The organism is Pararhizobium sp. P1_E7 (assembly GCF_056405855.1).
Genome location: NZ_JBFUBH010000037.1, coordinates 18,181 through 30,191, shown reverse-complemented (window position 1 = coordinate 30,191; position 12,011 = coordinate 18,181). Strand labels below are relative to the sequence as shown.

Here is a 12,011-nt window from a genome sequence, read left to right as displayed (position 1 = left end):
CGTCAGTGCAACCGTGTCCCAGAACCTCAAATTGTTCAGGAAACAAAATGGACTGACGCTCGACGAATTGTCCCGTAAATCAGGCGTCAGCAAAGGCATGCTGGTCGAAATCGAGAAGGGAAGCGCCAACCCCAGCATTGCGACGCTCTGCCGGGCAGCGACTGCATTGGGCGTTTCAGTCGCCGATTTCGTCGGAGTGGCAGTCAGTGTGCCGGTTCGTATCGTTCCACCCGCGGACGCCTCTGTCCTTTGGCGCGGTCCAAAGGGTGGCAGTGCGACGCTTCTGGTTGGTACGAATGGACCCGATGAAATCGAGCTTTGGCGCTGGACCCTATTTCCAGGCGAGGTGTTTGAATCACCCGGTCATTCCCCAGGAACCCTCGAACTGCTCAACGTCGAGACAGGTTCGCTGACTTTGAAACTGGCTGACACAGAACATGTCGTTCCTGCGGGCTCCTCGGTCTTGGCGCGGACGGAAGAAAAGCACGCCTATCTTAATAGTGGCAAAGAGGAACTCCGCTTTGTCATGACCGTCGCCGAGTTGCAGCGGCCGCGTGTGAGAACGGGATTGTAGCGCGGTCGCCCAGATCCAGCCAGTGGACGAAAATTTGGCAACGTCGTCGAAATTGCTAACGAGACACCGTGCCTGTTAATTGTCGGATCAGTTTGACCCATTTTTCCATTTCGCCGTGAATAGCATCCGCGACACGACGTCCGCTCACCTAGTAGCTGCCTGACACGCAGCGGGACGAGAGCACCTCCTGGCTTACTGATTCTGACAAACAATCTGGACATTTCGGACAATCTGCACTATCTTCGTTTCAAAGAACATGGAGGCGATTATGGTTTTGACTGCTCCAAAATCGGGTAGTGACAGCGGGTTTGCGGTAAAGCCAGCTGCCATGCACGATATTCTAGAGGTACTCGCCCGCCACAATCCCGGATTATCCAAGACGGCGCTCAAGGCGACAGGAAAGGTTATGGCCGCCATTTCGGCAGCGACGGCGCAGCTCACGACCGAGCAGCAACGCAAGATCGTATCCCATGAGGACAAGCTAGCGGAAGCGCTGGGGGCGGTGGTCGCTGACATCGCGTCCAGAGATGGACACCCCTTGACCGTTCTCAAGGTCGAGCGGCCGATGGAAGTCAGCCAGGGAGCCGGGCTCAATAATCTGTTGGACATGGACGAAGGGCGCCGACGACTGACGGCCTATGCGACGCCGGTGCGGATCGAAGATTGGGCGGGTCCCGTTGCTGGTCCCGCCGAGATCGAGAAGACGTTCGGCACGAAAAGATCGACGCTGCACGACTGGCAGAAACGCGGGGCGGTTATCGGTCTGTTGAAAGGGGAGCGTAAGCATGTCTTCCCGTTGGCTCAGTTCGTGGACGGTCGTCCCGTCAGGGGCATGTCGGATGTGACCCGGATCATCGGCAATCCGCGTGCGGCATGGCAATGGTTGATCCAGCCGAAGCAGAGCATTGGCGGGACTCCCCTTGATCAACTCAAGGCAGGGAAGATTGACGAGGTTATCACGGCGGCCGGACGGGACTTCGGCTGAATCGTGAAGCTTGATTCAAAAACAGTCTCGGAACTCGCGCTTGATTTCCAGCCCCGGTCCTATCTCCGCGTGATGCCCGTTTCCCATATGGCGACTCCCCTCGGCATGGGCTTTGGGCAGACGCGATTCTCGAGCCCGAGCATGGCCTTCCGACTGGTTTATATCGCACGCGATGTTGCGACGGCGATTGCCGAAACGATTGTCAGGGACCGTTACGAGGGCGCGACCGAACGGATTCTTGACCAGACCGAGATTGAGGAATGGGCCGTTGCCGAGGTAACGGCTCCGACGCCGCTGGTGGTGATCGACTTACGCGCCACGGGGTTGCTGAGGCTCGGCGTCAGCACGGATGCAGCGCGCGCCAAGGAACATCGGGAAGGCCAGAAGTTCAGTGAAACTCTCTACAGCTCGTTCGCCGTCGATGGTTTGCTCTACTCGTCGCGGCTGACATCGGCAGAATGTTTGGCGGTTTATGACCGTGCCGTCGGCACCAAGCTTGAAGCATCGCCTGCCGTAAATCTCATCCGGCATCCCGACCTGATTCCAGCGCTGGAATCCATCGGTGTCACTATCCGGGGAGCGTAAAGCTGGAGATCGAAGAAAACTAGCCCAGGGTGCGCGGATAGCGTATTGATTTCGGCCACGTCCTGGCGTGCCACGTCGACGGCCATCAAACGCCGGGCGCTGCTTGTGTGGATTTCCAGATCGCGTACTTTTGTTGCAGACGAGACTCGATCGATAGCAGCTGTGCGGCATAATCGATCCCAGCAGAAGACTTCGCCGCGACTTCTGATGCCAGGATGATAAGGCGCCAGGCTGCGTAGTCGTGGAACGGGTTGAGTCCGATGACATTGCCGTGCGAGAAATCAGCGGGCTCCGGCGCATTCAGGAGCTTGGCGAACTTTCCGATCGCAACGTTCAAATCCCAATCCGACACAAATAGCATGAGGGCGCAAAGAACGAGAAGCGGGGCCGGGGCCTGGTTGAACCGGAAATATTCCGGCCTCGTCTTGCTGAACGAGATCTTACTGTTTTTGCCAACAAAAGCACAAAGCGCCACGCTCTTGTCGTAAAATGGCTGAAGGACGGTGGTGTCGAACACCTCGTGGGCAAAATGCCGTTCTGAAAGATCACGGGCACGTTTCCAATGTGCATCATCGTGCACAACGCGCTTGGCACACTCGATCAGCGTGAGATTTTCCTCGGTGAACTGAAATTTTGCAGCTGCCTTCCAGTCAAAGGCGGGCATATCAGCCTGCGCAGGATGAAACTCCCAACGATGATAGCTGGGATGCCGCTGCAGCTGTTGCGCCCAGTCGACGATCTGAGGAGACGCAGTCACCGTGAATCTGGTCGAGGACTTGAGATCAAAAAACCACTGGCGCATCGAACGTACGGCGGCCTGGTCGAAGATCTTCTGTTCTAACCCCTTGCAGATCAGCGTGCGCACGGCTCTGGTCTCGACACTTTTTTCAGCCCCGAAATTAATGAGGCTGTCAGGCTGCCGCATCATTTCATCGGCGCTGTAGAATTCGCAAAATGGATGGTGCGCATCGCCACCGGACTGATCGGTAAACCGGAAATGCGCTTGTCGAACGACAGTCTTCGTCCCCCGCGCTTTGCCGGGCCGAACGACTTGAGCCCCGCGCTTTCCGCATGAGGAGCATTGTATGTCGTCTCGGATCCAGTCCGCCCAAGGCGAAAGATCAGGAATGCCTTGTTGTCCGCCGACAGGTCCGGTGTGGGTCAGCAACCACGCAAGCTGTTCGACATCCAATTCACGGGCATAATGTTGAGAGAAAGCTGTCGCAGGCATCCATCACCATCCTTCAAATTCCGAATCTGCGCAGGAGCACTTGCCTGAATTGCATATTTGCAGCCAAACCGCGCCTGTCATTGCCGAACCTGTGGGGACGCGGGCAGGCCGCGGTCTGTCGACATCATTTCGCAGCTCAGGCCGCAATAGCCTGGTCTGGTCGCCAAACATGTGGCTGATAGTTCATCAGAGTCTGGCCATCAGCACTTCGGCTGAGTTCTATGGTAATCAACCTGTCATTCTGGAAAGCCGGACTCAATTCCAGCGCAAGATAGTCGAACAAGGGTTTCTCGTGTACGGCCACGATGATCTGGCGTTGTGTTCTGGATTTAGCCAATGTGCGCAGCAAAGCCGCGAACTGCGCGATATGCACCTCATCCATGCTCTGGACGGGATCATCGATCACCAGCCACGGTAGATCCGGCGACACAGACAGATGCAGAGCGAGGAAAAGCGTAAGGGCTGCAGTGTTCAGATTGCCGGCACTTAACATCGCGCGCGGGTTTCCGCCTTTTCCACCCGCCCGGTACCACGTCTCCAGGATTGCCTCGACCGGACCACCATTTGTTTCCGGTACGGCGAAGGCCGGAACGAAGGGCTCCTCAGGTGCCAAGCGGACAAACAGGTCGCGCCAGACCCGATTAAGTGAGCCATTGAAGACCTTTCGAACAATTGCTGTACGCGCCTCTCCGGCGCGTTTGGCAAGTTCGCGCGCATCTTGAATAATGGCATCGGCACGCCCCTTAGCCGCATTCAGCGCATCGATGCGGCCTTGCGCGGTGGTAATCGCGGACAATACCGGTTCACGTGATGCTCTCAACCTGTTCGACTCGAGAGTGTTGCCGGTCATTTCTCTTCGGAGGCTTTGGTTCGACGTGTATGCTGATACGCGGCGGGACGCTTCAGCTGTGAAACGAGCCAGTGCGGCGTCGACAGCTTCGGCTGCTCCGACCGGATCGAGGTGAAGTTCGGTCGCAAAACGGCTCAGCGAGTCTCGGAGAACCGTCCCGCTCTGATCTGCAGCGGCCAGATCAGAAAGCACACGCGATGCGGCGGTTGACACGGCCAGAAGGCGCTCACCTTCCCCGACGCTTTCGCCCATCTGTTCAAGAGCGAGGTTCGCCTCCTGTAGGAGAGCCTGTCTCGTCCTAAGATCATCGCGGCTCTGTGGCTCGAGCCGTTGGCCCCGAACCTCACCCAGGTGCCGCTCTGCACTTGCAGCAGCCGCCAGTGTCGTTGCGCGATCTTGGCTCAGTGCCTGCAATTGGCCCGCTGCGGCGGTGAGCTCTGCTATCCTCGCCGAGACATGCGCATGCAGAGGAGTTTCGGATGTTTCGCTAAAATCCCGCCCGCACACCGGGCAATCTTCAGAGTGTATGTGGGGTAGTACGCCACTCAGCGCTTGGGCCAACACACCAGCTTCGGTTGCAAAGCTTGAAATCTGTTGTTCGAGCGCCAGAATTCTAGCTCTTGCACGGGTGATCTCGCCGTCAAGGTCAGCCTCACGGACTGAGGCTTGTGCGTCACTGTTGAGAACCGCCGTACAGCGAGTGAGTTCCTCCTTCACCGCTTCAACGGCCGTGGAATGAGCATATTGCGGTCCACTGGAACTGATCGGCGGCAGATCCGGGAAGAGGGGGGCAAGACGTTCAAGCAGGCGGGTTAGCTCGCTGCCCTGGATAGCTTGCCATTCCTGTATTGCTTTGTCAGCGGCTTCGCTTCGTGGCTCAGCTGCGACGCGCTCTTTGGACGCATCGGTGTTGGAAATCTGCTGCCATTGTCTCACCGCGACTTCGATTTCCCGCTTGATGCCCGTCAATCTGACAAGTTCTCGCTCCTCGAATTCGGGTGTGATCGGCAACGCGTCAGAGTTTGCTGGCTCAATAGACGTCAGTTGCGAGGTGCGCTCTTCGTTTGCCTTAGTGAGCTCCTGTATTCGGGTGTCGGTCGTTGCGAGCCCTGCGCGGAGCCGTATTACCTCCTGTTCGAGCTGCGGCACGGCATCCTTGGTCTCGGCGTAACCTGGAACTCCAGACCGAAGGCGACGGACATCGCCGGCATCATGTAGGCCGTCGATGATGGCGTCGAGATGATCGAGCCGGAGAAGATCTTTGACGAACCTCGTCAATGCTGAATCGGTTCGTTTGGGGGAATCCTGATAGAGTTCCAGCAGTCGACCCAGCGAGGATTGAGCGAGAAAGCAGCGCTCACCGTAGAAGCGCGACAGATTGGTGTTGAGCAGAGCGGCTCCCGAAATCCCACTGCCGCCCACCGTAAAGTCCGCTTCGTTTACATCCAGTCCAGTCGTATGGATCTGCACGTTGGCAGATTTGGCGTCCTTGTGTACCAAATGGCTCGCATAGTCCGGATCAACACGTTCAAGCGACGCAACGGACCCCGTTAATGCCAACTCGATGCCAGACAGCAGGCTGGTTTTTCCAGCTCCATTTTGTCCATGCACCAAGACAATTGGTGCATCGAGAGGAACTGTAATACTCCCCCTGATACTGCGGAAATTGGTGAGCGTGATAGACTTCAACTGGGCAGGGCTCATTCGAAAATCCCTCCGGTGAGATTAGAGCCTCTGTCAGCATCCGGACTGTCGATGTCGGGAACGACTAACGAGGCGTTGAGAAGTTCGTGCAAGCGCGCCTGCACCGCATCAGAACCGTGCGCTCCCAGCGCCACCATGTCGATGACGGTCTTTTCCAGGTCGCTCGAACTTTTCACAATCGACTCCAATGGTTCCGCAATGTCGTTGCTCGGCTCTGGCAGCGCCAAGGGGAGGAGCACGGCCAACCAGTTCTGCAGCAGAGAATTATCTTCTTCGGTTCCGATGACGCCAGTCGCCAAAACGCGACATACCTTGGTCATCGCATCAAGGACAGCGGCCTTTGGCTTTGGTCCGACAAGAACGGTCGTCAAAGGGCGTTTCGAGCGCGCGACATCAAGCGCACGGGCAACTCCCTCGACTTTGCGCAGAATGCGTATGTCTGTCTCGAACGCTGTGTCCGCGACAAGTATGAGATCGGGTGACGGGTTCTCACCCACCAATGCGGCGGGAACCTCAAATGAAAGGCCGGCAATCGAGAGTGGGGATGGAAGTCGCCGATAGCCCGAACCCGTCAACAGCTTTACGACGSCTTCTATGGGTGTGGAAGTGGTCATATCGCGGCCTCCTCACGAAAGAGCTGCATGAGTTCAGCACTGCTGGTCGTGGCTTGCAGCAAGTCGTACATGCTAACTTCGCGCAAACCCAAATGACCCGTGCGACCCGGAGAACTTCGAGGCGACCGCGTCATGGTTGGCGGTCTCTCCGCACTATAAACGAGCACGGCGTCCTCATCATCGACAATATGGCCGTTTTGCTGTAGCCGAATTGCCGCCCGCCCATGCGCGGCGAGCACCATTTTTGTGCTGGCGGTGGCTGTTTTGACAAGCGCGATGCCAGCTGACGGATCCGATGGATCAACGCCTTCCAAGGCCCACACGCCAGTTTCAATTCCGATGCCAAGAACGCCAGCGATGACGGCGACTTCAGCCAGTCCGGTGGACGGGATGTTCTGGTCCCCTGCGATCTGATGCAGCGGCGTGGAAGTCAGTGGATTGTATCGTCGCGGCGCAGTTCCTGCCGAGCCGTCCCTAAACATTGTCATTGTCCGGGAGGTCTGGTCGGCGAATGATTTCACGAACTCCGACCGGTTGCCTTTGTCCAGACTGGAGAGGTGGTTCCGCAACGAGACGATGCCTTGCTTTATGGCATTCTTCGCATCCGGATCCAGGGCACCCTCGACCAAGTCGACCATGCATCTCAGCTTGTCGCAAATCACTGATAGCAAGAGCGCCATCAGGAGCGGATTGGCATAGGATTTGACCAGAGATTGTTCGTTGACCTGATCGCGCGTTGCCGCAGTGTAGGCCTGAGGATAGACGTTCCTGAGTAGTGCCTCCTGATCGGCTCCAACCTGATCGCCGGAGAAAACGAAGCTCGGCCTGTCACCGGGCCACGGCCATYGCATCGTAGCTTCGGCACTGGCGAAAAACGCCTGAATATTCGAGTCCTGCGCCGACAAGCCCATCATCAACGTCGGCTTGGAAACGGCAATGTCTGTGAGGCGACCAATAACTGCCTTGTTTTCGAGTGCCGCGGCCCAACGATTGATCTGTGAGAAACGCGCGACAAGAAACGGCCGATAGTGCGTTTCATCGGCGACGGCGAGTATTGCGCAGCCGTGGAATTTGATCAGCTGGGCAGTGAGTTTTGGCTGGCGAAGGTCCTCGGACCTCACACAGACTACAAGTTTCGGTACACCGCCGGTGAGCTCGTCGATTGCTTTTTCCACGAGGCCGTCCCAGTTGGCCGTCGCGATATCTGAAGCCGCACCTTCCAGCACAAGCATTGCCATGCAAAGATGCTCAACGTCCGGTTCGATCGCTGGATTGGCGAACGTGGCTGCGATCCCCACACCTTCCCACAAAAGATAATCTTCGGCCTGACCAGCAACAGTAATCTCCAGCAATCGCGCGTAATTGTTGGTCAATCGTGTGATAATGGCAGCTTGATCAGGCCAGGTCGAAAACTCAACGCCGGTATCTACTCGCGCCCATTCTTCATCTGAGAGGCCAGCAAGCGACAGGGCGCGATTCAAGGCTGCTGCAACCGCACAATTTGCATCAGCTCGGTCAATCCTCTGTCGCAGGAACTCGATGACGCGTGGGATGATCTTCTTCAAGCCATCCACTTTTCCGAACGAGATGCCCGAACCAAGCCAGAATGCATAGCGATCCTCGGCCACTCCGGCCGCGACAGACCGGAAGGGGCCATCGAGGATATCGAGTGTTTGTCGAATAGAAATGTTGGATGCGCTGGGCGCAAATGCCATGTTTTTATGCCCATCGCGAAAGAAAATCGAAGCAGCTAACTGGTACTATCGACTAAATTCTTACAGATCACTATCTCAATCTCGGCGTGCAGAACAAATCGAAACGATTTGTTGGGAAGAGCACTGCCCGTGCGAGAGACAAGTCTGCAAGATCACCGAACGAACGCTGAACGCGGCGCAAGAATTATGAAGCGCCTGAAGACTCTCCGCGAACGCGCGGACGTACTGCCGATCGGGGACATTTGTGGGCGCGGGATGATAGCGCTCGACCTGGTTCAGGAAAGAGGGCAACTGACGCCAGCCCCAAAAAAACGCAACCACACTCACAACCACAGCGCTTGAAAATGGGCCTCATACCCCCTCCCAATACGCATCCTGGTGCCGTTGACAACCCCCAACGGAGTCATCGACCAAAGGCTCGATTTAATCGAGCGATCGCTGGTGCGTTCACATCAATGACAAATGTCACATGAGCCGAACCCTTGAAGAGATATTGGCGGACCTTATTGCCTTCCCAACTTGCACAGAGTCCAGAATGGCGAACCCCTGAACTGCTCGCTATGTTAGCGACTTCTTGACGACGAACGGTATTGCCTCGAATATATTCTGGGCGCCGGATCGCCAGCGTGGAAACCTATTAGCGACGATCGGCCCTGCCGATCAACCAATCCACCCCGGTGGGTGATAGTCGTGCCTGCTAACAGTGAGCAGTGGACACATCACCCTGCATTGAGCTTCGTTCCTACGTCGAGTATGTTGACGCACTCGCTGGTCACCTCGCCGCGTGAGGTACAATTCTGCGAGTGCGTTAACAGCCGCCCGCTCGAGTTTTGCTACGCCAAAACTGGTGAAACGATATTGCGCACGCGGAGAGTCCGTTCGTCTTTGGCGGCTCGAGTCACCACGTAAGTAAAGTACTTTTCCACACCAAGTTCAGCGGAGAGAAACTTCTCTAAAATTTCATTGTACCGATTCATGCTCGCAACGAGCAGCTTCATATGGTAGTCAAATGGGCCGGTTACTTCGTAACACTCGACCACCTCAGGAATGTTCTGCACATGGCGCTCAAACGCCTCGTATGCCTCGCGACTATGTTTTGAGAGAATTACGTGGGCTAAGACGATCTGGACATTCTGTAGCTTTTCAATAGCTATTTCTGCCGTATAGCGACGGATAATTCCCGCTTTCTCAAGATTCTTGACCCGCTGCCAACAGGGCGAAACGGAGACGCCGACCATATCGGCGATGCTCTTAACAGGGAGTCGGCCGTTCTCCTGGAGCACTTCAAGAATCCGGTAATCTATGCGGTCGAGCTTACTCATCTCGCCATCTTTATTCGATGGTGGTGTTTGACGCAACGTCGTACACATTTCAGAGCCCGTCTGAAAATGTTCACGGGTGAGCGATACGCCGTAGCAGGAAGCAGCCGCGGGCGACGTGAACCTCGCTTCGGAGACGTCGCGACTGCTCGTAATCGCGGATGAGGCGCTTTCGGCCTTTCGGCGGGTCATCCAGCCAAAGGTCCGCTCGGTCATTTAGCGCCGGCGGCTTGAGCCATGGCCAGCCGGCTGACGAAGACGTCGTCGACGGTGAGGTTGATCATGAGCGGCCTGCCATCCGTGTCCCAGCGATGCGCCGCTTCAAGCGAGCAACCAAACTGGGCAGCGTGGCCCGGGCGGTGCGCGCTTCAGCCACTTTGAGCGCCGAGGTGAGCGTCAGAGGACCGATTCGGGTAGGGAACGAATGTCCGGTGCTGGCAGGCAAATGGCCGCGGTGCGGACAGAGCAGAAGGTGGTATAGTTCTTTCGGCCAGTCCCTTTCATTTCTGCGCCGCCTTCCTCAACCAGTCGCGCATTTGTCGCGCGGGTCGTGACAGGTGCATTAAGCAGGCTGAGTAGGTCGATCTGCAAATGCTACATAGAATCCGTAGCCGGCTCGTATCGGCCAGAACAAATCTGATTTGTCAGATGCGCTCCAACTGTTTGGAGGATGGCGTAGCGATACGTCAGGGCGCGCCCTCATGGTTGATATCTGCCGCGTCTCGACGATCCGGAAACGATCTCATGGAGATGGCACCTCGATTTGCATGAGGATCCCCGGCGGCTCGTCTTCCAACAGGAGCTAAACCAGGAAGCCCAATCAAACAGTCCCCCGGGAAGAGTAAGGAACTGTTTTCAAAATTATCGCGTGTTCCAGCAAGTTCATCCGAAAGCGCGACCAAACTCAGCAACACTTCCGTGAAAGTGCGTGCTAATTTCTATCCGTATTCTCCCGTCAGGAAGCTGGAAAACCATGAAAGTAAGCATTAATGAGAAATTGGCTGATCCTGCACACAAAGCCACTCTTCATTCGGAAGCTCCAAAAGTAAACTCCCCGCTAGCCGCTAAGGGAATGACCAGGGAGGACATTGCGAAAGCGCTCATCCAAGCCCGCGAGACTGATGTCGATCCGCGATCGACTTTTTGCGACCGATGGATCAATGATAGGGGCTTGCTTATCGACGACGGCGCCGTGGATGTTGCCAAAGAAGCTTACATCCAGTTCTTTACGAAGAACAACTCTTATCCGCCGGTCCTTCAGTTCGAGCACGATCTGGTGACGATGGCGCTCGGCCTGTTTCAGGGGGGGCCTGAAGCGGTGGGGAGTCTGACGAGCGGTGGGTCTGAAAGCTTGTTTTTGGCAATTGCGGCGGCATTATATGCTGCTCGCCGAGACCGGCCGGATCTCACTGCGCCCGAAGTTGTGATGGCTGAAAGTGGTCATCCAGCCGTGGAAAAATATGGGCGCTACCTGGGCTACACGGTTCGGCGTGTTCCCGTAGACAAGGACTTCCGGGCTGATCCCTCGGCGATCGAGCGCGCCCTGAACCAAAACACCATAATGATCCTGGCATCCTTCTCCGCTTGGACACACGGGGCCTGTGATCCCGTTGCAAAATTGGCTGAGATCGCCTTGTCTCGAAAAATTTGGCTCCACGTAGATGCTTGCGTCGGTGGCTTTCTCGCGCCGTTTGTGCGGGCGCTGGGCCGCGACGTGCCCGATTTTGATTTCAGCCTCCCTGGCGTCGCGTCAATTTCCTCTGACTTCCATAAGTACGGCTATAGTGCCAAGGGCGTATCCGGCATCTTTTATCGAAGCGCGGAACTCGCGCGCACTCAGCCGTTCGTTTTTGAAGATTGGGCAGCAGGTCTCTATCGGTCACCGGTTTTTACCGGAACTAGAAGCGGTGGCTCCATAGCTGCGGCGTGGGCAGTCGCGCGTTATCTCGGGAAGGAAGGTTACACTCGCCGGGCGAGCCAGATTCTTAAGTTCAGAGACGCAATAGTCGAGTTTGTTGATAACGATCCGGAACTTCGCCTACTGGGACGAGCCGATCTTGGCACCGTCGCTATTGGAGCAGAAAAATTACCGATCCATAGGGTCGCAACAAAGCTAAAGGCCCGCGGATGGACCATCCTCGTACTCAAGGATCCATCGGCTCTCCAGATTGTTTTAGGCCCGCTTCGCGACGAATGGATCGAACGATTTATTTCAGAGTTTGCCTCGGCCGTTCACGAAGCGAATCACCGATCTGACGGCTCGGAACCGTCAAAAGTTGTGTATTCCGACGAGATGCTGGACCTGCCGGGCTCTCTTGCATACAGCGGGTATCAAAACGAGCGCTCGTAATATCAGAGTCGTCAATCGGACAATAAGAGCTAGGTTGCAAAACAGAATGCACACAGTGCGATGGCAACATCGCATCAGCTTAGC

Annotated in this window: 9 protein-coding genes and 1 pseudogene; 5 read left to right on the top strand and 5 right to left on the bottom strand. The window is 56.3% G+C overall.

Annotation, left to right across the window (positions count from 1 at the left end):
• From AC1D17_RS21920 to AC1D17_RS21910, 3 genes are all read left to right on the top strand, one after another.
• A partial coding sequence (locus tag AC1D17_RS21920) for a helix-turn-helix domain-containing protein (RefSeq protein WP_477567422.1) occupies positions 1 to 574 on the top strand: 574 nt, incomplete at its 5' end.
• 268 nt (positions 575 to 842) lie between these two features.
• Complete coding sequence (locus tag AC1D17_RS21915) at positions 843 to 1,559, top strand: antitoxin Xre/MbcA/ParS-like domain-containing protein (protein ID WP_477567421.1); 717 nt, start codon at positions 843 to 845, stop codon at positions 1,557 to 1,559.
• Positions 1,560 to 1,631: 72 nt separating this feature from the next.
• Positions 1,632 to 2,144 (top strand): RES family NAD+ phosphorylase, encoded by a 513-nt coding sequence (locus AC1D17_RS21910; protein WP_477567424.1) that lies wholly within the window; start codon positions 1,632 to 1,634, stop codon positions 2,142 to 2,144.
• A gap of 85 nt (positions 2,145 to 2,229) precedes the next feature.
• Here the strand turns inward: AC1D17_RS21910 and AC1D17_RS21905 are convergent, their stop codons facing one another.
• From AC1D17_RS21905 to AC1D17_RS21885, 5 genes are all read right to left on the bottom strand, one after another.
• A complete protein-coding gene (locus AC1D17_RS21905; protein WP_477567420.1) occupies positions 2,230 to 3,375 on the bottom strand; it encodes a hypothetical protein in 1,146 nt (381 codons plus the stop codon).
• A 136-nt stretch (positions 3,376 to 3,511) separates the two neighbouring features.
• Complete coding sequence (locus tag AC1D17_RS21900) at positions 3,512 to 5,929, bottom strand: AAA family ATPase (RefSeq protein ID WP_477567419.1); 2,418 nt, start codon at positions 5,927 to 5,929, stop codon at positions 3,512 to 3,514.
• A complete protein-coding gene (locus AC1D17_RS21895) occupies positions 5,926 to 6,543 on the bottom strand; it encodes a hypothetical protein (RefSeq protein ID WP_477567418.1) in 618 nt (205 codons plus the stop codon). The genes AC1D17_RS21900 and AC1D17_RS21895 overlap by 4 nt, the downstream gene beginning before the upstream one ends.
• Positions 6,540 to 8,258 carry an SIR2 family protein gene (locus AC1D17_RS21890; RefSeq protein ID WP_477567417.1) on the bottom strand — a complete coding sequence of 573 codons (1,719 nt, stop codon included), beginning with the start codon at positions 8,256 to 8,258 and terminating at the stop codon, positions 6,540 to 6,542. The genes AC1D17_RS21895 and AC1D17_RS21890 overlap by 4 nt, the downstream gene beginning before the upstream one ends.
• A gap of 833 nt (positions 8,259 to 9,091) precedes the next feature.
• On the bottom strand, positions 9,092 to 9,793 hold the full coding sequence (locus AC1D17_RS21885) for an Lrp/AsnC family transcriptional regulator (RefSeq protein WP_477567416.1): 702 nt from the start codon (positions 9,791 to 9,793) through the stop codon (positions 9,092 to 9,094).
• Between the two features lie 363 nt (positions 9,794 to 10,156).
• Here AC1D17_RS21885 and AC1D17_RS21880 point away from each other — a divergent pair.
• Positions 10,157 to 10,270 (top strand): annotated as a pseudogene (locus AC1D17_RS21880) (IS110 family transposase); the annotation flags it as partial.
• A 280-nt stretch (positions 10,271 to 10,550) separates the two neighbouring features.
• The gene (locus tag AC1D17_RS21875; RefSeq protein WP_477567415.1) at positions 10,551 to 11,927 is read left to right on the top strand and encodes an aminotransferase class V-fold PLP-dependent enzyme; all 1,377 of its coding nucleotides are present in this window, start codon (positions 10,551 to 10,553) and stop codon (positions 11,925 to 11,927) included.
• Positions 11,928 to 12,011 lie beyond the last annotated feature (84 nt).

What these genes read in the sequence shown, in the direction of transcription:
- AC1D17_RS21885 (WP_477567416.1), bottom strand. Translation starts at nt 9,793, where the DNA reads ATGACCGAGCGGACCTTTGGCTGGATGACCCGCCGAAAGGCCGAAAGC.
- AC1D17_RS21875 (WP_477567415.1), top strand. Translation starts at nt 10,551, where the DNA reads ATGAAAGTAAGCATTAATGAGAAATTGGCTGATCCTGCACACAAAGCC.
- AC1D17_RS21900 (WP_477567419.1), bottom strand. Translation starts at nt 5,929, where the DNA reads ATGAGCCCTGCCCAGTTGAAGTCTATCACGCTCACCAATTTCCGCAGT.
- AC1D17_RS21905 (WP_477567420.1), bottom strand. Translation starts at nt 3,375, where the DNA reads ATGCCTGCGACAGCTTTCTCTCAACATTATGCCCGTGAATTGGATGTC.
- AC1D17_RS21910 (WP_477567424.1), top strand. Translation starts at nt 1,632, where the DNA reads ATGCCCGTTTCCCATATGGCGACTCCCCTCGGCATGGGCTTTGGGCAG.
- AC1D17_RS21915 (WP_477567421.1), top strand. Translation starts at nt 843, where the DNA reads ATGGTTTTGACTGCTCCAAAATCGGGTAGTGACAGCGGGTTTGCGGTA.